Below are 25,674 nucleotides of genomic sequence, written 5' to 3' on the forward strand. Positions count from 1 at the left end.
TATTCGAAAGTCGCGGCGAAGCGCGGAAGGACCCCGACATAGCTGCTAAGTTACGGAAACTATTCTGGAAACAGGCGTTATCCCGCGAACACGAAAAGTTTCGTTGACTAATTGGTCAGTCAAAAATACTTGAGCCGCAGTGCAGCAAGCGGGCGGAGCCGAGATGACCGGGACGATCAAGCGATGTGACGCCGGCGCGATGATGGCGCTGTGGCAGGGCCGCGGCGAGCCGACCCCGGCGCCTTGCGGCGAGCAGGTCGATCCGGCGGCGCGTCAGCCGGCCGAGCTGGCGCTCGGCGCGCGGGTGCAGATGAGCGCGCTCGGTCGGCAGCGGCATCCGCGCTATGGCGCGCGGCAGGGCGTGATCGTCGGGCGCGGCGGGCCGAGCAGCTGGCGGGTCAAGTTCGACGACGTCAAGACCGTGCAGTCGATCCACAAGGCCTATCTGGAAGTGGTCGGCGCCGCGGCCGCCGAGGCCGCGGCGCCGCCTGCCGCGCGCAGCTGACCGGCGCCGCGGCGCGGCGGCGAGTTGAATTTTTTCGGATTTCGGATTGAGATGGGCGCCCACCGCCAGGATCGCCGCGGGAGGTGCCATGTCGTTTCGCAAGCACAATGCCGCCTATGAGGCCTGGCTCGGCCGCCAATGCGACGTGGTCGCCCGCGACGTCGCCAAGAAACACAAGCGGATGAAGAAGAGCGCGTTCCTGTTCTTGCGCGCGACCTACTTCCGCTTTGCCAAGACCGTCCCGAAATTGTTGCCGGAGCTGATGGACGCGCCGCAGGTGCTGGCGGTCGGCGATCTGCATCTGGAGAATTTCGGCACCTGGCGCGACGCCGAGGGGCGCCTGGTGTGGGGCGTCAACGATTTCGACGAGGCCGCGGTGATGCCGTATCCGTTGGATCTGGTGCGGCTCGCCACCAGCATCCGGCTGGCGCCGCCGGGGCCGCTCGGCAAGCAGGCCGCGGCCGACGCGGTGCTGAAGGGCTATCGCGCCGGCCTTGCCGAGCCGCGCCCGGCGCTGCTCGACCAGAGCGATCTCTGGATGCTGCGCTACGCGCTCGGCGCCGACGGCAAATCGAAAAAATTCTGGCACGACGTCGCCGAATGGCCGACCGCCGAGCCGCCGCACAAAGTGATCCGCGCGCTGACCAAGAGCCTGCCCGAGGACGCCAAAGACATCCAGTTTCGCTGCCGCAGCGCCGGCGGCGGCAGCCTGGGGCGGCCGCGCTATGTGGCGATCGCGCAATGGCGCGGCGGCACCGTGTTGCGCGAGGCCAAGGCGCTGGTGCCCTCGGCCTGGGTCTGGGCGCACGGCGGCAAGGCGGCGCATCTGCTCGATCTTGCGACCGCCGACTATCGCGCGCCCGATCCGTTTCTCGACACCCGCGCGCATTGCATCATCCGGCGGCTGGCGCCGGATTCCCGCAAGATCGAGCTCGGCGACAAAGCCGGCTCCGCGGTGAACGCCAATCTGATGTGGACGATGGGCTACGATCTCGGCGCGATCCACGCCGCCGGCGAGCCCGGCGCGGACAAGCTGCTGGACGATCTGAACCAGCGCCGGCGCGGCTGGCTCAACGCCGCGGCCAAGCTGGCCGCCGCCGCGGTCACGCGCGATTATCGGCAATGGGCGGGGTGAGGCGAGGGGCTCGGCGGGGCGACGACGCGTCGTCGCGTCGTCGGGCGCAAGAGCGAAGCGTATTGCGCCGCCTTTCGCGCCGCCTTTCGCCCGGGCGGATCACGCCTCGCTGATCCGCCCTACGCGGCGCGCCTGCCGAGGCAGCGCTTCACTCGGCCGCGCCAAGCACCATCCGCTCGGCGCGCCGGACCCGGCGCGGCTTCGCCACCGGCTCGGGCGTTTGCGCGGTTCGCTTAACGAACGCATCGGAGCCGATCAGATAGACCAGGAAGGTCAGCGCGGCGGCGGTCGCGAACAGCGCCAGCGAGATCACGAAGGCATAGCCGAACTGGTAGGTCAGCCCGACCAGCACCGCCGCCACACCGGCCAGCCCGGCAAGCTGGGCGCGCCCGAGCCGATCGTTTCGCACGGGTGTGGAGGGGCTCTGGGAGGTCTGCATGGGGCGCCTTGCTGTCACAAGAGGGAACCCGGGCCGCCGTGCTGACGGCCGGATCAGATGAGAATGAGTTTGGTTATCATCTGGAGCTTTCCGAGGCGTCAAGAAATTTCCTTGGATTTCGCGGGGGAGAGGGGTTTCCGCGGCGTGGCGGCGTGGCGGCGTGGCGGCGTGGCGGCGTGGCGGCGTGGCGGCGTGGCGGGCGTGGCGGCTTTGGCCCGGGAGGGGCGGGACCCACGAGATCATGACGGGCGCCGCCAGTCCGTAGGGTGGGCAAAGCGCAGCGTGCCCATCATCCGGCTCACCGATCGCGGCTTGCGGGGGGCACGGCGCAAGCGCGCCTTTGCCCACCCTACGGGCCGCGCTTGATGCCTAACCGCCGCGTCCGGCGAGCAAGCCCGCGATGGAAATATCCTCGTCGAGCGCGTCCCAATGCAGGCCAAGGCGGCTCAACCCGACCGTCGCGCGTTGCTCCGGCGTTGCGTGCGCCAGCTTCGGAAACCACGCCAGAGGTGCGCCGAGCGTCCGTCCGTCGGAGAGTTCGACCCAGAGCGTGTGATCGTCAAAGCGGACGCTGATTGGGGAAACGGGCATGGTACGAATTGTAGCATGTAGCCCGGATAAGCGTAGCGCCATCCGGGAACGGCATTTCCGCGGCGGCGATGCCCCGGATTTCGCTTCGCTCATCCGGGCTACGCTTGCTAATCTCTCGGCGGGGAGCGGATGAGTCTAGGCTGGGTTGTAAGAAGTGATTTCCGGTAACAATGAAGAAATGCGGCGACGGGTTTCGCAGGCCTGGGCGATGGAGGGGGGATTGAAGAAGAAATTAACGCTCTATGCGACGGACGGCGAGGAGCCGAAGAGTATCGATTGGGAAATCTTCGCATCGATAGCGTCAGTGGTGGTAGCCATTTGCGCGATCTGGTTCACCTACCAACAGAATCGGAATGCGGAGCAAGACCGTAAGACCGTGGCGGCGATAGATATCACAAGATCTTATCTATCGGACCCCAAGTGGGCCAAAGACTACGCCGATATTAGATCGCAAAAATACAAACAACCGAGCCGGGAGTGGCTGATTCAGAGAGCCTTTGTCGATCAGCTCAATTATGTGGCCGGCTTAGCAAATGACAACCTCATTGACAATCGGTACCTTTCTTGGCGCATCAAGTGTGATATTTTCTATCTAGAGAAACATGTCCATCATTGCCGGTGCGATCTCGGCAGCGCATTCGACAAGATCAAGATTTATGTCGAGGAGGGGCGGGCGGAGGCGTGTCCCGAGAAGGAGCCAAAGCCGGAGAGTTGTCCGGATGCCCAAGCGGTAAAGTGTCCAGACCCAATTCAGCCATGCGCAAGTAGCCCGGATAAGCGCTAGCGCCATCCGGGAGCGGTCTAGCCAGCAATGCTGGCGTCCCGGGTATCGCTGCGCTCACCCGGGCTACGCTTGCTATGCTTGTTAGATACATGAATCGAAGGTTTGGCCGATTGAACCGATTAGCTGGAGCAAAATGCCGAACCCAGTCCAAAGCAGCCCGTAAAATATCAAACGCTTGCTTTGATTGAGGCTGACCTGACGTCCGTTAATGCTCTCGATCAAGTTCCCGAGTCGACCGCCTTCGACAAACATTCCGGCGGTGTCTCCAACACCATCGCGCCAAATTACACATTCAGCGTCCGACGTCTCTCGGCGAAATTCATTGTTCTCGGTGATCGCTGATGTGTTTGCCTTCTTCAACTCCCAGGCAAGAAAGCCAAACCCAATTACCTCCACGCCGGTGCCTATAGATGACAGTATGTTAGGCCAGCCCATACAAGCTCCTTCCGTGGCGCCTTGGACGCTTGCTCCGCCTATTCTGCAGCCGGGTCCGTAGGGTGGGTTGAACGTAGTGAAGCCCACCGCAAGGATCAAGAATGGGGCAATGGAGTTCGCAAGGGCTCAACCCATCCTACGGGCTCCGTTCTTCGGTCGTAGCTCCCGAAAAAGCGGCTTCAACTGCGAGCTGGATGGATTGAAGATATTCGCGATCCTCTGAAGCGATTTTCTGAACATCGCTGCTGGAGGTCTTGAGCACCAAAGTGAAGATATGCTTTGGCCAAAATTTCTGGACGATGAACGCGCCGATGCCGAGCACAGCCGCGATCGCTACTACCATCGACGTCTGGTCGGATTGCTGATTTGCCTGACTGGTGGCGAACGCTCCGATAACGACGGCGGCAACGAGCATCAGCACGGCGATCGGGTTCATCTTGCGGGCTGTATAGATTGCAATGCTACCGATGTTGCAGATTTGGTAAGAGATCCCGCCGAAACGTGCGATCTTGGTGGTAATCTCGATATCACCGATCTTCAATAACGTCTGTTCCGACATCTCAGACCCCCTCGCGCTCCAGCAAAGGTAGCGAAAAGCGTGTCATGCACTATTGGCCGAAAGCCGTAGGGCCAGCGTCTTGTCCGCTTTAACACGAAGAGTGGGGAAACCTGCACATGGTCGCGGCCTCATCAATCATGCGGCAATCGGTGGGCACGGCGCAAGCGCGCCTTTGCCCACCCTACGGGCTAATTGCGATCCGCCCCCTAAAATAAAGTCGCGTGCCGCAGCATGTAGCCCGGCGTAGCGCCATCCGGGAACGGCATTTCCGCGGCGGCGATGCCCCGGGTATCGCTGCGCTCACCCGGGCTACGCTTGCTTCATTGGCCGCGAAATTTGGCGAAGGCGGCATCGACCTGCGCGTCGCTGGCGAAGCGACCTTCGGCCGCGTCGCGCAAGCCGCGGTCGATCCCCGCTAGTTGCTCGGGCGTCGGCTGATAGTCACGACCATTGGCGCCAGCGTCGAGCTCGCGCGCAAAGGCGGCCAGTTCGTCCTGTAGATGGGACGGCCAGCTTTCGACGCGCTCGAGAATGTCAGCCAAGGGTTTGGTTTTCATGGGGCGCTTTTAGCACGGCGCCGATGCTCGGAAAAGCACAGTCGCAAGAGCGCGGTGCATTGCGTCCTGTGGACGAGACGACGGATGACGCTTTGCTCATCCGCCCTACAGACTGGATAGCCAAACGGTCATGCGGGAATTGTAGCCCGGATGGAGCGTAGCGCAATCCGGGAGCGATATCTCCACGGCGGCGATGCCCCGGATTTCGCTGCGCTCATCCGGGCTACGCTCGCTGATAGTCGGGACCATTGGCACCAGCGTCGAGCTCGCGCGCAAAGGCCGCCAGCTCGTCCTGCAGATCGGGCGGCCAGCTTTCGACGCGTTCGAGAATGTCAGCCAAGGGTTTGGTTTTCATGGGGCGCTTTTAGCACGGCGCCGACGCTCGGAAAAGCATCGTCGCAAGAGCGCGGCGCATTGCGTCCTGTGGGCGAGAGGGCAGATGACGCTTCGCGCATCCGCCCTACAGACTGGATAGCGAAACGGTCATGCGGCAATTGTAGCCCGGATGGAGCGTAGCGCAATCCGGGAGCGATATCTTTGCGGCGGCGATGCCCCGGATTCCGCTGCGCTCATCCGGGCTACGCTCGCTGATCCGGACGACGTTTGCCGAGCCGCCGCGTCCGTAGGGTGGGTTGAACGAAGTGAAACCCACCGAGACGTTGCGAATGCGGCGATGGGTTTCGCAAGGGCTCAACCCATCCTACTGGGTACTACGGGCTACGGGCTTGCTCGCAATCAAATTGGTGGCAGGACGCGGTAGCGCAAATCCAGCATATCGTCCCAGCCTCCCATAAGTCGGTGCCATTGTTTGTCGGATCTAAGTTGCAACCTCACGTCCAGTTGTTGACCCACGTGGCATAACGCAATTGTCAGATCGACTGGGTAAGATTTCGCAAGGTCGCCCTTGAATGTCATCCATTCGACTGTGTAATTCTCGAAACTCGGATCGACATCTACTTCGATAGTCAGCCGATCGCCAACATTCAACTCACCGCGACCGTTGGAAATGACGTCAATGAATCTCATTCCATTTATGTCAGGGGTTAGATGAAAGTCGTTGCCAAGATTATCCCACACGCGAATGAATGTTGGTACATTAAACGTTCGCTCCATACCCACGTCTTTCAGGTGTTCCATTATTGATTCAACTAAGTCGTTCGAATAGCAAACGGCTTTTTCGTAGTCACGGGTGCTACACACGCCGCCGTGTGCCAACTTATTGCGGATGTCGCGCATTCGACGAAGAAAGGACCGTGCCAAGTCGCGACTGCCAGAGTACGCGCTATCCAGAGCTTCTTCGAAATGAGCCCAATAGAGATCGTCGTACAGCAGAATTTTTATGACGTCGTCGAAATTGGCGGTGTCGATTCTGCGTGCATATCTGCCTGGTTCTGCCGCGAAGAGTGAAGCCATCCTCTTTCGCATTCCCTCGCCTATGAAGGTGCAGCCGCTTGGGCCCGGCTCGAGGTAAGTCCCGCCGTAAGACTGCCTCAATTTGAGGTCGATTAGCCGCCTAACCCAAGCCTCAGCGGCGTCAAGATGAGACCTGGCGATTGCTTTGCGGGTAGCCTCGTCCATGGAACTCCTCGCAGCCGATATGAAGATGCCTTATGATGGTTTCGACGCTATTGATGTGATTTGTGGACTGTCTGCGTCAATCTGTCGTGCGTCGAGTTAGCTCGGCGAGCCACGACTGTAGGGAGGTCCCATTCATGAGTTCCAGCCTTGTCGGCAGCATGGGGGCAATCGAGGGGTCATTGATGATTTTTGGTGCGAAATCAGATGTCGTAGTTATGATTCCTTTGGAAGCTTGTCGGTCGGCGGTGATGACTCCAATGAGAGATCTAACTGCGTCAGCATCGACGAGGTGGTCCTTCTTGTATGCTTTTACCGAGCCGAGTATTCGGACCGATCCAATGCCTGTGGTTGTTGCGATAATGTCGCGCCCATAGTCTCCCGAGGACGGTGTCAGGATCACGTTGTAGCCAGCTTGTTCATATGCGCCTGCGACTAACTCTTCCCATTGCCGAGGTGACAGATCCATCGCCCTCGACCAATCCGTCGCAAATTCTTTGGCAACCTCGAACCAAATGGCGGACGTCGATTTGACGAGTAAGCCCTCGGCTTGCCTTTCCTCGGGGACGATGAGTCCAGAAACGATGAGTGTGGGACGAGAGTCGTTCGCCCGGGTCGAGAACGAGCTTGAACCGAATGCGTGAGAACCAAAAGGTCCGCGACCAAACATGGTTTCAACCCAGGAAAGACCGCTCCATTTTTGGAGCGGCCATTTCTATTCCGTTTGGATTAGTAGCTCAACTACACCCCGTGGTCGCCCCACAGGTGTCGCACTTCATGCAGGTGCCGTTGCGGACCAGCGAGAAGTGGCCGCATTCGCCGCACATTTCGCCCTCGTAGCCTTTGGCCTTGGCTTCGGCGCGGCGTTCGGATTTCGACGGCTTGGCCTGTTCGCGCGCGGTGTTGGCCTTGCTCCACTGCAGTGCTTCCAGCTTTTCGGTCGGCGACAGGTCGTGGTCGGCTTCCGCCTTCAGTGCGGTGACGCCTTCCAGCGTGTCGGCGACGCGGGCGCCGTGCGCGGCTTGGGTGCCGCCAAGCGCGGTGACCGAGTGCACTCCCGCCGTCGACGTGCTGCGCGCAGTCTCGCCGCCGGTGGCGGGCGGCGTCGCGGCCGGCGCCTGCCGCATCACCACCAGATTGTCGGTGCGCGAGCGGGTCAGGCCCTTCGACAGGTACTTGTTGGCCTGCGCCGGCTCCGGCGATTTGCCCTCGGCGATGCCCTTGCCGAGCGCGTCGAAATGCGATTCGCGGGGGTCGACATGGGCGAGGTCGAAGCGGCCCATGTAGCTCACCGCGAGTTCGCGGAACACGTAGTCGAGGATCGAGGTGGCGTACTTGATCGAGTCGTTGCCCTGCACCGGGCCCGCGGGCTCGAAGCGGGTGAAGGTGAAGGCGTCGACATATTCTTCCAGCGGCACGCCATACTGAAGGCCCAAGGACACCGCGATCGCAAAATTGTTGATGAACGACCGGAGGGCGGCGCCCTCCTTGTGCATGTCGATGAAGATTTCGCCGATCCGGCCATCGTCATATTCGCCGGTGCGCAGATAGACCTTGTGGCCGCCGACCACCGCCTTCTGGGTGTAGCCCTTGCGGCGGTCCGGCATCTTCTCGCGTTCGCGCATCACCACGATGCGCTCGACCAGCCGCTCCACCACCTTCTCGGAGAGCGCGGCGGTGCGCGCCGCCATCGGCTTCTCCATGAAGGCGTCGATGCCGTCGTCCTCGTCGTCCTCGTCGGCGATCAGCTGCGAGTTCAAGGGCTGCGACAGTTTCGAGCCGTCGCGGTACAGCGCGTTGGCCTTCAAGGCGAGCTTCCACGACAGCAGATAGGCCGACTTGCAGTCGTCCACCGTGGCGTCGTTCGGCATGTTGATGGTCTTGGAGATCGCGCCGGAGATGAACGGCTGCGTCGCCGCCATCATGCGGATGTGGCTTTCCACCGACAGATAGCGCTTGCCGACCTTGCCGCAGGGATTGGCGCAATCGAACACCGCGTAGTGCTCGGCCTTCAGATGCGGCGCGCCTTCGATGGTCATGGCGCCGCAGATGTGGATGTTGGCGGCCTCGATCTCGCGCTTGGAAAAGCCGATCGCGGCCAACAGGTCGAAATTCGGCGCCGCGATCAGGTCCGGCGCGAGCTTCAGCGTGTCGTGCAGGAACTCCTCGCCAAAAGTCCATTTGTTGAAGGCGAATTTGATGTCGAAGGCGGTCGGCAGCGCGGCCTCGACCTTCTTCAAGGCCTCGTCGGTGAAGCCCTTGGCCTTCAGCGTGGCGACGTTGATCGCCGGGGCGTTGGAGAGCGAGCCGTGGCCGACCGCGTAGGCCTCGATCTCGGCGATCTGGTGTTCCGGATAGCCGAGGATGCGCAAGGCGGCGGGCACCGCGCGGTTGATGATCTTCCAATAGCCGCCGCCGGCGAGCTTCTTGAATTTCACCAGCGCGAAGTCGGGCTCGATGCCGGTGGTGTCGCAATCCATCACCAGGCCGATGGTGCCGGTCGGCGCCACCACGGTGGTCTGGGCGTTGCGATAGCCGTGGGCTTCGCCGAGTTCGAGCGCCTTGTCCCAGGCCGCCTTGGCGTGGGTGACGACGTCCTCCTGCGGGCAGGAGGCGTGATCGAGCGGCACCGGATTGACCGCAAGGCCCTCATAGCCGCGGGATTCGCCGTGCGCGGCGCGGCGATGGTTGCGGATCACCCGCAGCATGTGGCCGGCGTTCTTCTTGTAGCCGGGGAACGGCCCGAGTTTCTGCGCCATCTCCGCCGAAGTGGAATAGGCGGTGCCGGTCATGATCGCGCTGAGCGCGCCGCACAAAGCGCGGCCTTCTTTGGAGTCGTAGCTGAGCCCCATGGTCATCAACAGCCCGCCGATATTGGCGAAGCCGAGCCCCAGCGTGCGGAATTCGTAGGACAATTCCGCGATCTGCTTTGACGGAAACTGCGCCATCATCACGGAGACTTCCAGCACCACGGTCCACAGCCGGCACAGATGCTCATAGGCATCGACGTCGAAGCGGTTGGTGGTGGTGTCGTACATCGTCAAGAGGTTGGCCGAGGCCAGGTTGCAGGCGGTGTCGTCGAGGAACATGTATTCCGAGCAGGGGTTCGAGGCGCGGATGTCGCCCGAGGCCTTGCAGGTGTGCCAGTCGTTCATCGTGGTGTTGAAGTGCAGCCCGGGATCGGCCGAGGCCCAAGCGGCGTAGCCGATCTTCTCCCACAGGTCGCGGGCCTTCAGCGTCTTCATCACCTTCTTGTTGGTGCGGCCGATCAGATTCCAGTCGCCATCGGTCTCCACCGCGCGCAGAAAATCGTCCTTCAGCGAGACGGAGTTGTTGGAGTTCTGCCCCGACACGGTGAGGTAGGCCTCGGAATCCCAGTCGGTGTCGTAGGTCGGGAAGTCGATCTCCTTGTAGCCTTGCTTGGCGTATTGGATGACGCGCTTGATCATGGCGTCCTGCACCAGCGCGCGGCGGGCGAGCTTGATCTCGCGGCGCAGCGCCGGGTTCTTCTCCGGGTCGAAGCAGTCGTCGCCGGAGCCTTCGCAATTCACGCAGGCCTTCAGCACGGCCTTCAGATGCTTCTGGTTCAGCTTGGAGCCGGTGACGAGGGCGGCGACCTTCTGCTCCTCTTTCACCTTCCAGTCGATATAGGTCTCGATATCCGGATGGTCGGCGTCGACCACCACCATCTTGGCGGCGCGGCGCGTGGTGCCACCCGACTTGATGGCGCCGGCGGCGCGGTCGCCGATCTTCAAGAAGCTCATCAGGCCGGAGGAGCGGCCGCCGCCGGAGAGTTTTTCGCCTTCGCCGCGCAGCCGCGAGAAGTTGGAACCGGTGCCGGAGCCATACTTGAACAGCCGTGCTTCACGCACCCACAGGTCCATGATGCCGCCCTCGTTGACGAGGTCGTCCTGGATGCCCTGGATGAAGCAGGCGTGCGGCTGCGGATGCTCATAGGCCGACTTCGACTTGGTCAGCTTGCCGGTCTTCCAGTCGACGTAGAAATGGCCCTGGCCGGGGCCGTCGACGCCGTAGGCCCAATGCAGCCCGGTGTTGAACCATTGCGGCGAATTCGGCGCCACCATCTGCTTGGCCAGCATGTAGCGCAGTTCGTCGTTGAAGGCGCGGGCGTCGTCTTCCGAGGAGAAGTAGTCGCCCTTCCAGCCCCAATAGGTCCAGCAGCCGGCGAGCCGGTCGAACACCTGCTTGGACGACAATTCGCTGACGAAGCGCTCGTTCTCCGGCAGCAGCGCCAAAGCCTCGGTGTCGGGCACCGAGCGCCACAGCCACGACGGCACGGTCTCTTCTTCGACCTTCTTCAAGCGCGCGGCGACGCCGGCCTTGCGGAAATACTTCTGCGCCAGCACGTCGGAGGCGACCTGCGACCAGAACTCCGGCACCTCGACATTCTCGAGGCGGAACACCACCGACCCGTCGGGATTGCGAATCTCACTGGTGGTCAACCGAAACGCGATTTCGGCATAGGGAGACTGGCCGTCCTGGGTGTAGCGCCGTTCGATCTTCATATCGTGCCCCGTTCTGAGCCGAAGCCGCCAATGCGGTCCGGCGATTATAGTTCGTCACGGGCGGCTTCGCCCGCGGGTTGGCCGGGTGGTCCCGGTCCTGGTTCTCTGCGACACCACCGGTTCCCGTGTACCGGGAAGACGGTCATGCCTATTCAACGCCTCAGTCGCTTGCGCGAGCCATTTCGCTCGTTTGTTCCGCTCGTGTTTTGCCGCCCGAAGCCCATGGCCGCGGGCACAGACGAGCCCAGACCCCGCTACCTCGACCGGTGACGGAGTTGGCTCGTTTGACCCAATTGGGAGCGCCCGGCGGGGACTGAAAAACAACGGCGCCGAACGAGGTCAAAACTAGGCCGACTCCCTCTCGCCCGTCAAGGACTAGTGCGGGTTCCTGAATGAAATACTAAATATGGTGGAAAATACGGGAAAACAGGGGGAGGCCAGATCCCTGATGCCGGCCAAGTATCGGTGAGTCCTCAGGGAATCGGAAGGCAAAAAAATCTTGCCGGCGAACTGCACCCGCTGTTCACAGGCAGGTATTTTTTTGCCGCAACGGGTTGCCATCGGGCGACTCAGGCGGCAGGCCCGCCGACCTTGAAACGAGCGTCGCCGGAGCGGCTTTTCGGCAGGCGGCGCCCTCGAGTCTGACCGGCCGGGTATCGGCCTGCGGCACAAGAATCGGCGGCAGGCTGCAGGCGGCGCCGCCGCGGCGAGGGCTTCACCGCGCTGGGGCGAGCGGCGCAAGCCATTCGCGGCGCCAGCCCTGGTTGTGGGCCATCCGTGAAAGCCGGCGATGTTGGAGGCATTCCAATCTGCCGGAAGTCGCGATGTTTCGCGGCGATCACGCGGCGGGCGGGCTGCGCTGCTGCACCCTAAAGCTATTCTAACCCGCCCTCGCTGTACTCCGCGAAGCGCTGACGCCATCACAGGTATTCGCCGCCGCTGAACGTCCGGCATCAACAGGCGCCGCCGGCCAAGGTGCCGGCGCCGGCCATTTCGCGTGATTGAAGCGACAATGAACAGGGGCGCTGCGCCATGAGATCGATGTTCGGGCGACTGCATCGCTGGGCGGGGTTGCTCACCGCCGGCTTCCTGTTCTTCTCCGGCATCACCGGGGCGATCATCTCGTGGGATCACGAGCTCGACGACCTGTTGAACAAGCAGTTCTTCGAGGTCACCACCAACGGTCCGGCGAAGCCGTCGGTCGAACTGGCGGCGCTGATCGAACAGCGCGATCCGCGGGCCCAGGTCAACTATCTGCTGACCGCCGCCGAGCCGGGGGAGTCGCTTTCGTTCTTCGTGCAGCCGCGGATCGATCCCGCCACCGGCAAGCGCTTCACGCTCGATTACAACCAGGTGTTCCTCGATCCCAACACCGGCGCCGAACTCGGGCGCCGCTATTGGGGCGCGGTGTGGCCGGTCAGCCGCGAGAACTTCGTGTCGTTTCTCTACAAGCTGCACTACACCATGCAGATCCCGGAATTCTGGGGCAGCGATCGTTGGGGCACGCGCATCCTCGGCGTCATCGCCATCATCTGGACCATCGATTGCTTCGTCGGCTTCTATCTGACGCTGCCGCAGCGCCGCCGCGCCAAACCGGGGCGGGCGGCTGTGGTGGAGCGCGAGCTTGGCCGCGGCTTCCTGGCGCGCTGGGCACCGGCTTGGAGCATCAAGACCACCGGCAGCGCTTATCGGATCAATTTCGACATCCACCGCGCCTTCAGCCTGTGGACCTGGGCGCTGTTGTTCGTGATCGCCTTCACGGCGTTCTCGCTCAATCTGTATTTCGAGGTGTTTTCGCCGATCATGAAGACGGTCTCGGACTACACGCCGACCCCTTACGAGCAGCGCGAATTTCGCGACCTCGACCATCCGATCGCGCCGAAGCTGAACTTCGCGGACATTTTGGCGCGCGCGACGGCCGACGGCAAAGCGCGCGGCTGGGAGACACCGGTCGGCTCGCTGTTCTACGGCTCGGCGCACGGCGTCTATGCGGCGGCGTTCTTCCATCCCGGCGAGGACCACGGCGCCGGCGGCGTCGGCCCGGCGCAGCTTTACTACGACAGCGAGGACGGTCGCCCAATCGGCCAACGGCTGCCCTGGGTCGGCACCGCCGCCGACATTTTCGTGCAGGCCCAGTTCCCGACCCATTCCGGGCGCATCCTGGGCTTGCCCGGCCGCATCCTGATCTCGTTCATGGGACTGGTAGTGGCCGCGCTCTCGGTCACCGGCGTGGTGATCTGGTGGCGCAAGCGCCGCGCCCGGGTGCGGATCCGCAGCCGCGCCGACGATCGGCCACGGCGGCTCGCAGCGGCGGAATAGGCATCGCCATCCGCCGCGGGTTTCGGGTGGCAAGAAGCGCGGAATACCGCCATTCTGGCGGTCCCTTCACCTCACGGGCCGATCCTGCATGACCGAACTGAAGATCTCTGGCGCCGCCGCGCGGGCTGCGCCGACCGGGCTGTTGTTCCTCGCCATCACCTCGGTCGGTTGGGGACTGAACTGGCCGGTGATGAAGCTGATCCTCAGCGAATGGCCGCCGCTGTCGGCGCGCGGCCTGACCGGCGTCGTGGGTGCGGCCTTGCTGGCAGTGCTGGCGTTGGCGCGGGGCCACAGCCTGGCCGTGCCGCGCGCGATGTGGCCGCGGCTGTTGCTGTCGGCGTTTCTCAACGTCACCGTCTGGATGACGCTGATGGGCCTGGCGCTGCTGTGGCTGCCGGCCAGCGAGGCCGCGGTGATCGCCTATACCATGCCGGTGTGGGCCGCGCTGTTGGCCTGGCTGATGCTCGGCGAGCGAATGTCGTGGACCCGGATGGCGGCGCTGCTGATGGCGTTCGCCGGCATCGCCGCGCTGATGGGCGGCAACGGCCTCAATGCCAGCATGGAGAAACTGCCGGGGGTCGTCATGGTGCTGGTCGGCGCGTTTGCCTTTGCGCTCGGCACCGTGGCAGCGAAGCGTCTGCCGCTGGCGTTGCCGCTGCTCAGTTCGGCGGCGTTGCAGATCGGGCTTGGCTGCGTGCCGGTGGCGCTGGCCGGCCTGCTGGTCGAACATCCCGACGTCCGCGCGCTGTCGGGCGTCGGCTGGGGCCTGATGGCCTACATGACCGTGGTGCAATTCTGCATCGCCTATGTCTGCTGGTTCGCTGCCCTGCAACGGCTGCCGGCTTCGGTGGCGGCGATCGGCACGTTGGCGGTGCCGGTGATCGGCGTGGTGGCCTCGGCGGTGGCGCTGCACGAGCCGCTCGGCTGGGGCCAGATCGGCGCGCTGATTTTCACGCTGGCCGGCGTGGTGTTGGCGACACGGTCGTAGCGCCGCGCCGCCGGATTCGTGATGGACCCCGCCGATGCCGCCCTGCTAAGGGGACCGCGGCGGCGGCGTGCCGGACCAGCAATCGCCGATCGGCCATGCGCTGTTCGAACTGCCCAACGTGATCATCGCGCCGCACGTCGCCGGCGTCACCTTCGAGGCGCTCGACCGCATGGGTGAGCAGACCGCGCGCAACATGCTGAGCGCGCTCGATGGCGCGCCGATCCGGCAGAACGTCGTCAATCAGGACGTGCTGGCCGGGGCTGTCGCTGCCGTGATCGAGCGGTAACGATCTGCCGATCGGCATGGCGTCGACGAGGAAATTTGGCGACCCAAGGTCGCGAAGCGCCTCGCCACTTGCGCGAGGCGGCGTGGAAACCTCGCCGTTCGTGGCGCTGCGCCTAAAAAAGCCACAGGGATTTCGGAACAAGCCTGCAATGTCGGCGTTGCAGCGCCGATCCGGACAGTCAAATTTCGTCGGGGGACGAGCCAGTGAGTCATAACGATCCGACCGATAGCGCGCTTGCCGCGATCGCCAGCATTTTCGAAAGGCCCGCGGCCAAGCCGGCCGAGGCCGAGCCCGCGCAAGCGCACGACGATGATCGTGCCGACGCCGCCGATCGAACCGAACCGAGCGCGGCCGAGGCGGCCGTGATCGAACCTGAGATCGACGGCTATTCGCGTTGCGGCCCGGGTCCGCTCGAGGCGCTGCGCTTCAGATGGACCGCGCGGCGCGATGCCGACGACAACTACTACGTCGACGAGACCATCGGCTATGCGTCGCGGCCGATCAGCACCGGGCCGATGCGCAAGGACCAGGTGGTGGCGTATATCGACCAGCGCGAAGGCGAGGCGCAGCGCAAGTTCGATCGGCTTCGCGAGGAGATGGCGGCGGGCGCGCGCGCCGCGCAACGGCAGCAAGACCGCGATTACCAGCGCGGTCGCGAGGCCGGTGACGAGACCGCAAGCGCGGCCGGCCCGGCCGACGAAACCTAGCGCGCTTCGGTCCCGCGGTCGCTGCCGAATTCACCACGGCGTCGCACCGCGTCGCAACGAAAAAGGCGCCCCTCGCGGAGCGCCTTTCCGATTCCAGGTGAGGCGCCGCGGGAAAAACCCGCGGCAAAATCTCACTGCGAGTAGTACATGTCGAATTCCACCGGGTGCGGCGTCATTTCGAAACGCATCACTTCGGTCATCTTCAGTTCGATATAGGCGTCGATGAAGTCGTCGTCGAACACCCCGCCGGCCTTCAGGAAGCCGCGGTCCTTGTCGAGGTTTTCCAGCGCTTCGCGGAGCGAACCGCACACCGTCGGGATCGACTTCAGCTCTTCCTTCGGCAGGTCGTACAAGTCCTTGTCCATCGCCGGACCCGGATCGATCTTGTTCTTGATGCCGTCGAGGCCGGCCATCAGCATCGCGGCGAAGCCGAGATACGGGTTGGCCATCGGGTCCGGGAAGCGGACTTCGACGCGCTTGGCCTTCGGCGAGGTGGTGTAGGGGATGCGGCAGGAGGCCGACCGGTTGCGGGCCGAATAGGCCAGCAACACCGGGGCTTCATAGCCCGGGACCAGACGCTTGTAGGAGTTGGTCGACGGGTTGGTGAAGGCGTTGATCGCCTTGGCGTGGGTGATGATGCCGCCGATGTAGTGCAGGCAGGTTTCCGAGAGGTCGGCGTACTTGTTACCGGCGAACACCGGCTTGCCGTCCTTCCAGATCGACTGATGCACGTGCATGCCCGAGCCGTTGTCGCCGAACACCGGCTTCGGCATGAAGGTGGCGGTCTTGCCGTAGATGTGCGCGACCTGGTGGATGCAGTACTTGTAGATCTGCATCTGGTCGGCCATGTGGGTCAGGGTGTCGAACTTCATGCCGAGCTCGTGCTGGGCGGACGCGACTTCGTGGTGATGCTTTTCGACCTTGACGCCCATCTTGGCCATCGCGCCGAGCATTTCCGAGCGCATGTCCTGCACCGAGTCCTGCGGCGGCACCGGGAAGTAGCCAGCCTTGGTGCGGATGCGGTGGCCGAGATTGCCGCCCTCATATTCGGTGTCGGAATTGATCGGCAGTTCCGAGGAGTCGAGCTTGAAGCCGGTGTTGTAGGGGGTGGTCTGGTAGCGCACGTCGTCGAACACGAAGAATTCGGCTTCCGGGCCGACCATCACGGTGTCGCCGATGCCCATCGACTTGACCATGGCTTCGGCCTTCTTGGCGATGCCGCGGGGGTCGCGGTTGTAGGGCTCGCCGGTCGAGGGCTCGAGAATGTCGCAGGTGATCACCATGGTGGTCTCTGCGAAGAACGGGTCGATCGTCGCGGTCGACGGATCGAGCATCAGCATCATGTCGGATTCGTTGATCGCCTTCCAGCCGGCGATCGAGGAACCGTCGAACATGGTGCCTTCGGCGAAAATGTCCTCGTCGATCATCGAGACGTCGAAGGTGACGTGCTGCCACTTGCCGCGCGGATCGGTGAAACGCAGATCGACGTATTTCACGTCGTTGTCCTTGATCGATTGCAGGACTTCTTTAGCGGTGGTCATGATTACCCCTTATATGTCTACGGTCGTCGTGATTATGGCCGCGCCAGCAGCCAATGGGTGATGCTCGATGGCTGAGGTCAGTCTTTAGATGGCGTCCAACCCGGATTCGCCGGTTCGAATGCGAATTGCCTCTTCGATGCTGGATACGAAGATCTTGCCGTCGCCGATGCGGCCGGTCTGGGCGGCACGTCGTATCGCGTCAATGGCCTTCTCGACCAGATCGTCGGAGATCACAATCTCGATTTTGACCTTGGGCAGGAAGTCGACGATGTATTCGGCGCCGCGATAAAGCTCGGCGTGACCTTTCTGCCGTCCAAAGCCCTTGGCCTCGGTGACGGTGATTCCCTGCAGTCCAACCTCCTGAAGGGCCTCCTTCACCTCGTCGAGCTTGAATGGCTTGATGATCGCTTCAATTTTCTTCACCTAAACGTCCTCCCGGCACTTCCGACTTCGTGTGTAAGCTGCCGTTCCATACGGCTGTTGAAGATGGCGCTGCGCTGCGCTTTTGATCGATGACTCTGCTGGTCGGTCGGTCGAACGGCAACGCCGCGCCGTTCGCGGTGCCCAGGCGGACAGCCGAAAACGGTCGGGCGCACCAATTGCTTTTGCCGGTGAGCACGAAGGATCGAAACATGACTTCCGTAAAAGCAGGGTCCGTGCCAATTTCGCTCGTCGACCGATCCTGGAGCATTATCAGATCATTAAGGCCCTTGGCGCGTAGACTTTGGTGGGCTCACCAAGGCCCGAATGATCAACAATGATGCGATAAGCCCAAATTGTATGCAGATGATCGCGATCAAAGCGCAGCGCGCTGCCTCTTGATAAGGCGATAGTGACGAGACTGATATGGAAATTCTCAGCACGACTGAAATGGAACGCGCCGACCTGTTGACGATCTCCAGCGGGTCGTCCGGCTTTGCGTTGATGCTGGCGGCCGGCCGGGCGGTGGCCAATGCGGCGAGCGACCTCGTGGAAGAGGGGCCGATCCTGGTGGTGGCGGGCGCCGGCAACAACGGCGGCGATGGCCTGATCGCCGCCACCGAATTGCTGGCGAAGGGCCGCGAGGTCTCGGTGATCCTGCTCGGCGAGCGCGACGCGCTGAAAGGCGACGCGGCGCTGGCGGCGCGGGAATGGAAGGGCCCGGTGTTCCCGTTCCACCCGCAGGCGATCAAAACACCCGCCTTGATCATCGACGCGCTGTTCGGCGCAGGCCTCAACCGGCCGGTGAAGGGCGATGCGCAGGCGGTGATCGAGGCGATCAACGACAGCGGCGCGCCGGTGCTCAGCATCGACCTGCCGAGCGGCATCAGCGGCAATACCGGGGCGATCATGGGCGTGGCGATCCGCGCCCGCGAGACCGTGACGTTTTTCCGCCGCAAGCCGGGACACCTGCTGCTGCCGGGCCGGCTCAATTGCGGCCGGGTCCGCGTCGTCGACATCGGCATCGACGACGAGGTGCTGCAGGAGATCCACCCGGCCACCTTCGAGAACTGTCCGGAGTGGTGGCAGCGCGCGTTTCCGGTGCCGCGAATCGACGGCCACAAATATGGCCGCGGTCACGCGGTGATCGTCTCCGGCGGGCTCGGAGCCTCCGGTGCGGCGCGGCTGGCCGGGCGAGGCGCGTTGCGCGCCGGCGCCGGCCTGGTGACGTTGGCGTCGCCGCGCGACGCGCTTGCGGTCAATGCCGCGGCGCTGACCGCGATCATGCTGCGCACCATCGACACCCCGGCCGAATTTGCGACGCTGTTGACCGACCGCCGCTTCAACGCCTGCGTGATCGGTCCCGGCGCCGGGGTCGGGCACCGCACCCGCGAACTGGTTCATGCCGCGCTCGGAGCCGGCTGCAGCAGCGTGCTCGACGCCGACGCGCTGACCAGCTTCGCCGATGCCCCGGACCGGCTGTTCGAGGCGATCAAATCCGCGGAGAATTCACAGGTTGTGCTGACCCCGCACGAGGGCGAATTCCCACGGCTGTTCAGCGACATGAGCAACAAAAATCCACTTCGCTCGAAACTTGAACGGGTGCGGGTGGCAGCGGAGCGCTCCGGCGCCGTGGTGCTGCTCAAGGGGCCCGATACCGTGGTGGCATCGCCGGACGGCCGCGCCACCATCGCCGCCAACGCGCCGCCCTGGCTCGCCACCGCCGGCGCCGGCGACGTGCTGTCCGGGTTCATCGCCGGGCTGTTGGCGCAGCGGGTGCCGGCGTTCGAAGCGACCTGCATCGCGGTCTGGCTGCATGGCGAAGCCGGCAGCGAGGCCGGCCCCGGGCTGATCGCCGAGGATCTGCCCGAAGTGCTGCCGGCGGTGTTCCGCAGGCTTTATGACGAGTTCGGGATCGAGTACTGAGTCGACGCCCCCGAAAAGGCCCGGGGGCCGACAAGGCATCGACACGATGCAGTCGGCGAAGCCGGCTTGCTCTCGGCCGATGCCGAAAGCGATAAGGGATTATGCTCCGGCGGCCTTCTGCCGGTCCAACTCAAGCTCTTGCTGGGCGATGGCGGGCAGCAAGTCGTTGTGTTCTTCGATCCGAAGCATCCGAATATCGCGGACGGCCTTGCCGAACCATGGATGCAGTTTCTGGGCTTCCTGGACGGCCAATACGCAATTGACCGGCGTGACGTGCTCGTTGCCGAAATACACGCTGCCTTGCTGGCGGGAGAAGCCGTGGGCTTCGAAGACCTTGCGCAGGTCTTCGTAGGCATTGTTCCAGCTTTGGTTGTGATAGTGGGTGTTCAGCGCCTCGACATCGAGATCAAACGCAATCGCATACATCCTGCCCCCCGGCGGTCTGGTCTGCTCTGGCCAGAAGCCATGGTGACCGACGCCTGGAACAACCGCAAGTTTAGTGCGGCGCGGCTTTTGCTGAAGCTTTGTCATTTGCACCTCACCATCCGACCTTGCACCTGGACCGAGGCCTATTAGTCGCCTCGTTACGATATAGGCCGCGCCGGCCAATACAACCCGGGCGACCAAGAAGGCGGTTCACACCGCGGCAGCCGATTGGGGTCAGTCCACGAGATAGGTTGAGACCATCCGCGGCGCCGACCAATCGGCGGCCATCGCCTCCAGCAGCCAGGGGCCCGCGGTCTCGGCGGCGAAGGCGACCCGCTGGGTCTGGCCGGGGCCGACCACCAGCGTGTCCAGCCAGAACGGCTTCCAGCCGTCGTCGAGCCGGTCGAGCAGCCGAAAATGATGGCCGTGCAGATGGAACACCATCGGGCCGGCGGCGCGATGGCTGAGCGCCAGCACCACGGTGCGGCCGCGCTTGGTCCGAAACGCCGGGGCAGCCGCCGGATTGAAGGCGGCGGGCCGTTGCCACGCCGCTCCATCCAGCGCGAGGTCGACCCGCTGCGCCGCCTTCAGATCGAGCTGCGCCGGCAGGCCGTTGCTGGGCAGCGGGGCTGCCGGCGGCAGGGAGCCGGCACGCACAGGCGGTTCTTCTGAATACACCAGCCGGGCGATCGGGCGGGCGGTCGCGCCGTCGTGCAGCAGGATCGCGGCGCTCGAACCCGGCGGGCGCTGCGCGTCGACAAAGCCGTCGACCCGCGTTCCGGGCGCCAGCAGCAATTGCCCGCCGCGGGCCGGAAACGGCTCGCAGGGCTGCCCGTCGATGGCCATTACCTGGCATTCGTGATCTGCAATTTTGACTGCTGCAACAGAGCGTTGACATCCATTTATGAAGCGGAGTCTCAGTCGCTGGCCGGCGCGGATTTTCAACTCGAAGGCAGTCGCGCCGTTGACCGTGTAGACCGTCGCGGCGTCCTTGGCGTCACGGCCGGGGGCGAGCGCGCGGCCATCCGGCGCAACTCGCCAATCCTCGATCAGCAGCACTTCGTCGCGATCGACCGCCACCGGCTCGGCTTCCTCGACGATCACGGCGCGGGCCGGCAATGGCTGCGCGCCGCCGTCGCCGAGCAGCCGCAGATCGCACAGTGCGGTGCCGGCGTGGCGCAGCGTCAGCGCTACCGAGTCGCTGCCGCCGCCGGTGACCGCGCGGCGCGCCAGCAGCGGTTCGATGGCGGCGTCGGCGATGCCGCGCCAGCCGAGCAGCGCGGGCGCGGCGAGGGCGTTCTCGAACCGCACCGCGAGTTCGTCGCCGCGGCGGAACCGCAGCGCGTTCTGCGGCGGCTGCGCCGTCAAGGTGGCGATCGCGGTTTCGGGCTGCCCGGCGCGCAGCGCGGCGAGCCCGGTCGTAGCCCGCAGCAGCACCGCGCGCGACGGCGCCGCGAGGAGGCGTCGCGGCAGTGCTGCGGCCAGCGACGCGGCACCGAGACCTTCGATCAGGCGGCGGCGGTTGAGCGGGATTCCGCAGGCATTCGAGGTTGCGTTCATGCTATGATTCGGACCATGTCCCTGCGATCCTGTCCAGTCGCGGACGGGGCAGCGCTGCGCCGCGGCGGCTGGGTTTTTTTGTTGCTGCGATATACGTCAGCCATGTTATAAGCCCGCCGCCCGCGGCATCGCGGCCGGACATGATGCTCCTCGCGGGCGTGGCGGAATTGGTAGACGCGCTGGATTTAGGTTCCAGTGACGAAAGTTGTGGGGGTTCGAGTCCCTCCGCCCGCACCAAGCGCCGTTGGCGTTTGCGCATGACGATTTTCCGGAGGACGTATTCGCAAGGGTATGCCGCCAAACCACCGATGCAGGCTGTTTGGCCGCGCATCGATCAGATTGACAATGCCGGTCGTTGTACCGGACCAAGCGGGAAGAAGATTTACGCCATGCAGGTCAAGGAAACCGTCGCAGACGGATTGAAGCGCGAATTCGAAGTCACTCTCCAGGCTGCGGACATCGGCGCCAAGGTCGCTGCGCGGCTGGACGACATGAAGGACAAGGTTCGCCTCAATGGCTTCCGCCCCGGCAAGGTTCCGATCGGCCACCTGAAGCGGATCTATGGCCGCTCGGTCACCGCCGAGACCGTCGAGAAGCTGATTCGCGAAACCAACGACCAGATCTTCACCGAGCGTGGCTTCCGGCTCGCCACCGAGCCGAAGATCACCATGCCGTCGAAGGAAAACGAGGTCGAGGAGATCTTGGCCGGCAAGTCGGACCTCAACTACACCGTGGCGGTGGAAGTGGTGCCGACCATCGAACTCGCCGACTTCAAGAGCTTCAGCGTCGAGAAGCCGGTCGCCGAGGTCGCCGACAGCGACGTCGACGAGGCTATCAACCGCATCGCGATGGGCAACCGCAGCTATGCCGACAAGGGCGAGGGCGCCAAGGCGGAGTCGGGCGACCGGGTGACGATCTCGTTCAAGGGCACCATCGACGGCACGCCGTTCGACGGCGGTACCGGCGAGGGCATCCAGGTGGTGATCGGCTCGGCGACCTTCATCCCGGGCTTCGAAGACCAGTTGATCGGCATCGGCGCCGGCGAGACCCGCACGCTCAAGGTGGAATTCCCGAAGAATTATACCAATGCCGAACTGGCCGGAAAGCCGGCCGAGTTCGAGACCACCGCGACCGTGCTGGAAGCACCGCAGGAGTCGGTGATCGACGACGAGTTCGCCAAGACGCTCGGCTTCGAATCGCTCGACAAACTGAAGGAAGCCGCGCGCGGCCGCCTGACCGCGGAATATGCCGGCGCCACCCGGCAGCGCGTCAAGCGGGTGCTGCTCGACCGGCTCGACGAGACCCATCGCTTCGAAGCCCCGCCGTCGCTGGTGGAGCAGGAGTTCGACCTGATGTGGCGCTCGATCAAGGCCGAGATGGAATCCGGCGGCAAGACCTTCGAGAGCGAGAACACCACCGAAGAGGCCGCCAAGGAGGAATACCGCAAGATCGCCGATCGCCGGGTGCGGCTCGGGCTGGTGCTGTCGGAGATCGGCGAAAAGAACAAGATCACGGTCACCGACGACGAAGTCAGCCGGGCGGTGATCGAGCGGGCGCGTCAGATGCCCGGCCACGAGAAGGAAGTCTGGGAGTATTATCGCAACAACGCCGAGGCGTTAGCCCAGCTTCGTGCTCCGATCTATGAAGACAAGGTGGTCGACTTCATCCTCGAGCTTGCCAACGTCACCGAGAAGACGGTGAGCCGCGAGGAGCTCTATAAGGACGACGACGCCGAGAAGACCGCGGCCTGATTTCAGTCACGCGATCAGTCACACGAATTGCCGATCGGGCGCCGCACCGCAAGGGTGCGGCGCCCGATGTCGTTTCGGACCTCGGCCGTGTGGAGTCGGCGTTAACGATAAAGCCAGCATCGGCGGTGCCGCGGTCCGCATTGCTTTGCCGTGGTGCCGCGAATCAGCTTGAACTTGGACGTGAGCCGAGTTTCGCCCTTGTCGCCGCCGATCCGGCGCCTATCTGTGAACTCGCTTCAAGTCCTGCATCACGGGACGTTCGTTCGCCGCAACCCCGCCGCCGTGGGCTCTGCCGATGGACGCTCGCCTCCGGCAACCTTCAGGTGATTTATGCGCGATCCGGTGGAAACCTACATGAACCTCGTGCCGATGGTGGTCGAACAGACCAACCGCGGCGAGCGGGCCTACGACATCTTCTCGCGCCTGCTGAAGGAGCGCATCATCTTCGTCACCGGGCCGGTCGAGGACGGCATGTCGACGCTGACCGTGGCGCAGCTGCTGTTTCTGGAAGCCGAGAATCCGAAGAAGGAAATCTCGATGTACATCAACTCGCCCGGCGGGGTGGTGACCTCGGGCCTGGCGATCTACGACACCATGCAGTTCATCCGCCCGCCGGTGTCGACGCTGTGCACCGGGCAGGCCGCCTCGATGGGCTCGCTGCTGTTGGCCGCCGGCCATCCCGACATGCGGTTTTCGCTGCCGAACTCCCGGATCATGGTGCATCAGCCGTCCGGCGGATTCCAGGGTCAGGCCACCGACATCATGCTGCACGCCCAGGAGATCCTCAACCTGAAGAAGCGGCTCAACGAGATCTACGTCAAGCACACCGGGCAGACCTACAAGGCGATCGAGGACGCGCTGGAGCGCGACAAGTTCCTCACCGCCGACATGGCCCGCGACTTCGGCATCGTCGACAAGGTGATCGACAAGCGCTCCGAGGAACCGACGCCGAAGGCGCCGTAAGCACCGGGCAGGCCCCCCGGTCGATTACGGAGGTAGGACTTAAAAGATCCCGGAAAACCGCCTTTGTTGCTTGATTGTTCCGCATTCGTGCTCGGCGAAAGTGGTAATCTCGCAACTCTGCTCTGTTTTCCGTCAATGAGGGTCGCGTGACCGCCCCAAATCACGCTATGGTTACGTCGTCATGCCTTCATTCGATTAGCGAATTCTTGATAGTCGGATGACAGCATGATTGGCTTAACGGATCGACTGAGTGGTTGGGGGATTCGAAATGGCCGCAATTCGTGCGGCAGCTGAGCGCGGGGATCTTTTCTGGTACGGATTTTGCTCTATTTCTACTTTAAGTCCCGGAGTTCCGGGTGGAGCGATCGGCAGATGAGATCGAACGGCGGACGGAGATATAAATGAGTAAGGTCGGCACGAGCGACTCCAAGAACACGCTGTATTGCTCGTTCTGTGGAAAGAGCCAGCACGAAGTCCGCAAGCTGATTGCGGGACCCACCGTATTCATCTGCGACGAATGCGTTGAGCTGTGCATGGACATCATCCGCGAGGAGAACAAATCCTCACTGGTGAAATCGCGCGACGGAATTCCGACCCCGAAGGAAATCTGCAAGGTTCTCGACGATTACGTGATCGGCCAGAGCCATGCCAAGAAGGTTCTCTCGGTCGCGGTGCATAACCACTACAAGCGCCTCAACCACCAGACCAAGCACAACGACGTCGAATTGGCGAAGTCGAACATCCTGTTGATCGGCCCGACCGGGTCCGGCAAGACGCTGCTCGCGCAGACGCTCGCCCGCATCCTCGACGTGCCGTTCACGATGGCCGATGCGACGACGCTGACCGAAGCCGGCTATGTCGGCGAGGACGTCGAGAACATCATCCTGAAGCTGCTGCAGTCGGCCGACTACAACGTCGAGCGGGCGCAGCGCGGCATCGTCTACATCGACGAAATCGACAAGATCTCGCGCAAGTCCGACAACCCCTCGATCACCCGCGACGTCTCGGGCGAGGGCGTGCAGCAGGCCTTGCTGAAGATCATGGAAGGCACCGTCGCGTCGGTGCCGCCGCAGGGCGGCCGCAAGCATCCGCAGCAGGAATTCCTGCAGGTCGACACCACCAACATCCTGTTCATCTGCGGCGGCGCGTTCTCGGGTCTCGAGAAGATCATCTCCGCACGCGGTCGGTCGACCTCGATCGGCTTCGCGGCGCAGGTGCTGGCGCCGGAAGATCGCCGCACCGGCGAAATCTTCCGCCACGTCGAGCCCGAGGATCTGCTGAAGTACGGCCTGATCCCGGAATTCGTCGGTCGTTTGCCGGTGGTGGCGACGCTCGAGGATCTCGACGAGGCTTCGCTGAAGAAGATCCTCACCGATCCGAAGAACGCGCTGGTCAAGCAGTACCAGCGGTTGTTCGAAATGGAGAACATCGAGCTGACCTTCGCCGACGAGGCGCTTGGCGCGGTGGCCCGCAAGGCGATCGAGCGCAAGACCGGCGCGCGCGGCTTGCGCTCCATCCTGGAGAGCATCCTGCTCGAGACCATGTTCGATCTTCCGGGCCTGGAAGGCGTCGAAGAGGTGGTGATCTCGCGCGAGGTCGTCGAAGGTACGGCGCGGCCGCTGTACATCTACGCCGACCGCTCCGATCGGACCGCCGAAAGCAGCGCCAGCGCCTGATCAGT

24 protein-coding genes, 1 tRNA gene and 1 pseudogene are annotated in these 25,674 nt (G+C 63.6%); 12 read left to right on the forward strand and 14 right to left on the reverse strand.

Annotated features, from left to right (window positions below; genetic code table 11):
• Positions 1 to 163 precede the first annotated feature (163 nt).
• Positions 164 to 505 (forward strand): hypothetical protein, encoded by a 342-nt coding sequence (locus tag RPC_RS26800; RefSeq protein WP_011472822.1) that lies wholly within the window; start codon positions 164 to 166, stop codon positions 503 to 505.
• 88 nt (positions 506 to 593) lie between these two features.
• Complete coding sequence (locus RPC_RS11860) at positions 594 to 1,640, forward strand: DUF2252 family protein (RefSeq protein ID WP_011472823.1); 1,047 nt, start codon at positions 594 to 596, stop codon at positions 1,638 to 1,640.
• 148 nt (positions 1,641 to 1,788) lie between these two features.
• Here RPC_RS11860 and RPC_RS11865 read toward each other — a convergent pair whose 3' ends face one another.
• Positions 1,789 to 2,079, reverse strand: a complete 291-nt coding sequence (locus tag RPC_RS11865; RefSeq protein WP_157043192.1) for a hypothetical protein — start codon at positions 2,077 to 2,079, stop codon at positions 1,789 to 1,791.
• Between the two features lie 369 nt (positions 2,080 to 2,448).
• A complete protein-coding gene (locus RPC_RS11875; protein WP_011472825.1) occupies positions 2,449 to 2,670 on the reverse strand; it encodes a DUF2442 domain-containing protein in 222 nt (73 codons plus the stop codon).
• 220 nt (positions 2,671 to 2,890) lie between these two features.
• Here RPC_RS11875 and RPC_RS11880 point away from each other — a divergent pair, with 220 nt between their 5' ends.
• Positions 2,891 to 3,454 carry a hypothetical protein gene (locus tag RPC_RS11880; protein ID WP_157043193.1) on the forward strand — a complete coding sequence of 188 codons (564 nt, stop codon included), beginning with the start codon at positions 2,891 to 2,893 and terminating at the stop codon, positions 3,452 to 3,454.
• Positions 3,455 to 3,535: 81 nt separating this feature from the next.
• On the opposite strand, the gene RPC_RS11885 is transcribed toward RPC_RS11880, so the two are convergent.
• The 7 genes from RPC_RS11885 to RPC_RS11905 all read right to left on the reverse strand — a co-directional run bounded on the left by RPC_RS11885 (position 3,536) and on the right by RPC_RS11905 (position 11,106).
• Positions 3,536 to 3,889 carry a hypothetical protein gene (locus RPC_RS11885; RefSeq protein ID WP_157043194.1) on the reverse strand — a complete coding sequence of 118 codons (354 nt, stop codon included), beginning with the start codon at positions 3,887 to 3,889 and terminating at the stop codon, positions 3,536 to 3,538.
• A 136-nt stretch (positions 3,890 to 4,025) separates the two neighbouring features.
• Positions 4,026 to 4,448 (reverse strand): DUF6232 family protein, encoded by a 423-nt coding sequence (locus RPC_RS11890; RefSeq protein ID WP_011472827.1) that lies wholly within the window; start codon positions 4,446 to 4,448, stop codon positions 4,026 to 4,028.
• A gap of 320 nt (positions 4,449 to 4,768) precedes the next feature.
• Entirely contained in the window at positions 4,769 to 5,005 is a 237-nt protein-coding gene (locus RPC_RS11895) for a hypothetical protein (protein ID WP_041801734.1), read from the reverse strand.
• Between the two features lie 223 nt (positions 5,006 to 5,228).
• Complete coding sequence (locus RPC_RS26805) at positions 5,229 to 5,360, reverse strand: hypothetical protein (RefSeq protein ID WP_415914828.1); 132 nt, start codon at positions 5,358 to 5,360, stop codon at positions 5,229 to 5,231.
• Between the two features lie 380 nt (positions 5,361 to 5,740).
• A complete protein-coding gene (locus RPC_RS11900) occupies positions 5,741 to 6,418 on the reverse strand; it encodes a hypothetical protein (protein ID WP_157043195.1) in 678 nt (225 codons plus the stop codon).
• A 241-nt stretch (positions 6,419 to 6,659) separates the two neighbouring features.
• Entirely contained in the window at positions 6,660 to 7,250 is a 591-nt protein-coding gene (locus RPC_RS25490; RefSeq protein ID WP_011472829.1) for a restriction endonuclease, read from the reverse strand.
• Positions 7,251 to 7,317: 67 nt separating this feature from the next.
• Positions 7,318 to 11,106: a vitamin B12-dependent ribonucleotide reductase gene (locus RPC_RS11905; RefSeq protein ID WP_011472830.1), complete on the reverse strand. Its 3,789-nt coding sequence runs from the start codon at positions 11,104 to 11,106 to the stop codon at positions 7,318 to 7,320.
• A 1,032-nt stretch (positions 11,107 to 12,138) separates the two neighbouring features.
• Between RPC_RS11905 and fsrB the strand changes: the two genes are divergently transcribed.
• The 4 genes and pseudogenes from fsrB to RPC_RS11925 all read left to right on the forward strand — a co-directional run bounded on the left by fsrB (position 12,139) and on the right by RPC_RS11925 (position 15,406).
• Positions 12,139 to 13,425 carry a siderophore utilization protein FsrB gene (gene fsrB / locus RPC_RS11910; protein ID WP_011472832.1) on the forward strand — a complete coding sequence of 429 codons (1,287 nt, stop codon included), beginning with the start codon at positions 12,139 to 12,141 and terminating at the stop codon, positions 13,423 to 13,425.
• 88 nt (positions 13,426 to 13,513) lie between these two features.
• Complete coding sequence (locus tag RPC_RS11915) at positions 13,514 to 14,413, forward strand: DMT family transporter (protein WP_011472833.1); 900 nt, start codon at positions 13,514 to 13,516, stop codon at positions 14,411 to 14,413.
• A gap of 85 nt (positions 14,414 to 14,498) precedes the next feature.
• Positions 14,499 to 14,699, forward strand: a pseudogene (locus RPC_RS11920) (hypothetical protein); the annotation flags it as partial.
• Positions 14,700 to 14,902: 203 nt separating this feature from the next.
• Positions 14,903 to 15,406, forward strand: a complete 504-nt coding sequence (locus RPC_RS11925; protein ID WP_011472834.1) for a hypothetical protein — start codon at positions 14,903 to 14,905, stop codon at positions 15,404 to 15,406.
• A 131-nt stretch (positions 15,407 to 15,537) separates the two neighbouring features.
• Here the strand turns inward: RPC_RS11925 and glnA are convergent, their stop codons facing one another.
• From glnA to RPC_RS26175, 3 genes are all read right to left on the reverse strand, one after another.
• Complete coding sequence (glnA, locus tag RPC_RS11930) at positions 15,538 to 16,947, reverse strand: type I glutamate--ammonia ligase (protein ID WP_011472835.1); 1,410 nt, start codon at positions 16,945 to 16,947, stop codon at positions 15,538 to 15,540.
• A gap of 84 nt (positions 16,948 to 17,031) precedes the next feature.
• Complete coding sequence (locus tag RPC_RS11935) at positions 17,032 to 17,370, reverse strand: P-II family nitrogen regulator (protein WP_011472836.1); 339 nt, start codon at positions 17,368 to 17,370, stop codon at positions 17,032 to 17,034.
• Complete coding sequence (locus RPC_RS26175; protein WP_157043196.1) at positions 17,357 to 17,638, reverse strand: hypothetical protein; 282 nt, start codon at positions 17,636 to 17,638, stop codon at positions 17,357 to 17,359. Before RPC_RS26175 ends, RPC_RS11935 begins: the two co-directional genes overlap by 14 nt.
• 155 nt (positions 17,639 to 17,793) lie before the next feature.
• On the opposite strand from RPC_RS26175, the gene RPC_RS11940 reads away from it, so the two are divergent.
• Positions 17,794 to 19,293, forward strand: coding sequence for a bifunctional ADP-dependent NAD(P)H-hydrate dehydratase/NAD(P)H-hydrate epimerase (locus RPC_RS11940; RefSeq protein ID WP_011472837.1), 1,500 nt, complete (start codon positions 17,794 to 17,796; stop codon positions 19,291 to 19,293).
• 99 nt (positions 19,294 to 19,392) lie between these two features.
• On the opposite strand, the gene RPC_RS11945 is transcribed toward RPC_RS11940, so the two are convergent.
• Together RPC_RS11945 and RPC_RS11950 are read right to left on the reverse strand one after the other, a co-directional pair.
• The gene (locus RPC_RS11945) at positions 19,393 to 19,824 is read right to left on the reverse strand and encodes a virulence factor (protein ID WP_415914829.1); all 432 of its coding nucleotides are present in this window, start codon (positions 19,822 to 19,824) and stop codon (positions 19,393 to 19,395) included.
• Between the two features lie 129 nt (positions 19,825 to 19,953).
• Complete coding sequence (locus RPC_RS11950; protein WP_011472839.1) at positions 19,954 to 21,279, reverse strand: multicopper oxidase family protein; 1,326 nt, start codon at positions 21,277 to 21,279, stop codon at positions 19,954 to 19,956.
• A gap of 152 nt (positions 21,280 to 21,431) precedes the next feature.
• Between RPC_RS11950 and RPC_RS11955 the strand changes: the two genes are divergently transcribed.
• From RPC_RS11955 to clpX, 4 genes are all read left to right on the forward strand, one after another.
• Positions 21,432 to 21,516 (forward strand) — tRNA-Leu (locus tag RPC_RS11955).
• 152 nt (positions 21,517 to 21,668) lie between these two features.
• A complete protein-coding gene (gene tig, locus RPC_RS11960; RefSeq protein WP_011472840.1) occupies positions 21,669 to 23,030 on the forward strand; it encodes a trigger factor in 1,362 nt (453 codons plus the stop codon).
• Between the two features lie 330 nt (positions 23,031 to 23,360).
• Positions 23,361 to 23,993, forward strand: coding sequence for an ATP-dependent Clp protease proteolytic subunit (locus RPC_RS11965; protein WP_011472841.1), 633 nt, complete (start codon positions 23,361 to 23,363; stop codon positions 23,991 to 23,993).
• Positions 23,994 to 24,394: 401 nt separating this feature from the next.
• Complete coding sequence (gene clpX / locus RPC_RS11970) at positions 24,395 to 25,669, forward strand: ATP-dependent Clp protease ATP-binding subunit ClpX (RefSeq protein WP_011472842.1); 1,275 nt, start codon at positions 24,395 to 24,397, stop codon at positions 25,667 to 25,669.
• The last annotated feature ends 5 nt before the right edge of the window (positions 25,670 to 25,674 follow it).

Origin of the sequence: Rhodopseudomonas palustris BisB18 (genome assembly GCF_000013745.1) — a bacterium.
Classification (GTDB): Bacteria; Pseudomonadota; Alphaproteobacteria; order Rhizobiales; family Xanthobacteraceae; genus Rhodopseudomonas_A; species Rhodopseudomonas_A palustris_F.

Coding starts and splice junctions, on each gene's coding strand:
- RPC_RS11875 (WP_011472825.1), bottom strand. CDS start 2,670: ATGCCCGTTTCCCCAATCAGCGTCCGCTTTGACGATCACACGCTCTGG.
- clpX (WP_011472842.1), top strand. CDS start 24,395: ATGAGTAAGGTCGGCACGAGCGACTCCAAGAACACGCTGTATTGCTCG.
- RPC_RS11965 (WP_011472841.1), top strand. CDS start 23,361: ATGCGCGATCCGGTGGAAACCTACATGAACCTCGTGCCGATGGTGGTC.
- RPC_RS11885 (WP_157043194.1), bottom strand. CDS start 3,889: ATGGGCTGGCCTAACATACTGTCATCTATAGGCACCGGCGTGGAGGTA.
- RPC_RS26175 (WP_157043196.1), bottom strand. CDS start 17,638: ATGCTCCAGGATCGGTCGACGAGCGAAATTGGCACGGACCCTGCTTTT.
- RPC_RS11895 (WP_041801734.1), bottom strand. CDS start 5,005: ATGAAAACCAAACCCTTGGCTGACATTCTCGAGCGCGTCGAAAGCTGG.
- fsrB (WP_011472832.1), top strand. CDS start 12,139: ATGAGATCGATGTTCGGGCGACTGCATCGCTGGGCGGGGTTGCTCACC.
- RPC_RS11890 (WP_011472827.1), bottom strand. CDS start 4,448: ATGTCGGAACAGACGTTATTGAAGATCGGTGATATCGAGATTACCACC.
- RPC_RS11860 (WP_011472823.1), top strand. CDS start 594: ATGTCGTTTCGCAAGCACAATGCCGCCTATGAGGCCTGGCTCGGCCGC.
- RPC_RS11900 (WP_157043195.1), bottom strand. CDS start 6,418: ATGGCTTCACTCTTCGCGGCAGAACCAGGCAGATATGCACGCAGAATC.
- RPC_RS11905 (WP_011472830.1), bottom strand. CDS start 11,106: ATGAAGATCGAACGGCGCTACACCCAGGACGGCCAGTCTCCCTATGCC.
- RPC_RS11940 (WP_011472837.1), top strand. CDS start 17,794: ATGGAAATTCTCAGCACGACTGAAATGGAACGCGCCGACCTGTTGACG.
- RPC_RS26800 (WP_011472822.1), top strand. CDS start 164: ATGACCGGGACGATCAAGCGATGTGACGCCGGCGCGATGATGGCGCTG.
- RPC_RS11950 (WP_011472839.1), bottom strand. CDS start 21,279: ATGAACGCAACCTCGAATGCCTGCGGAATCCCGCTCAACCGCCGCCGC.
- tig (WP_011472840.1), top strand. CDS start 21,669: ATGCAGGTCAAGGAAACCGTCGCAGACGGATTGAAGCGCGAATTCGAA.
- RPC_RS25490 (WP_011472829.1), bottom strand. CDS start 7,250: ATGTTTGGTCGCGGACCTTTTGGTTCTCACGCATTCGGTTCAAGCTCG.
- RPC_RS11865 (WP_157043192.1), bottom strand. CDS start 2,079: ATGCAGACCTCCCAGAGCCCCTCCACACCCGTGCGAAACGATCGGCTC.
- RPC_RS26805 (WP_415914828.1), bottom strand. CDS start 5,360: ATGAAAACCAAACCCTTGGCTGACATTCTCGAACGCGTCGAAAGCTGG.
- glnA (WP_011472835.1), bottom strand. CDS start 16,947: ATGACCACCGCTAAAGAAGTCCTGCAATCGATCAAGGACAACGACGTG.
- RPC_RS11945 (WP_415914829.1), bottom strand. CDS start 19,824: ATGACAAAGCTTCAGCAAAAGCCGCGCCGCACTAAACTTGCGGTTGTT.
- RPC_RS11915 (WP_011472833.1), top strand. CDS start 13,514: ATGACCGAACTGAAGATCTCTGGCGCCGCCGCGCGGGCTGCGCCGACC.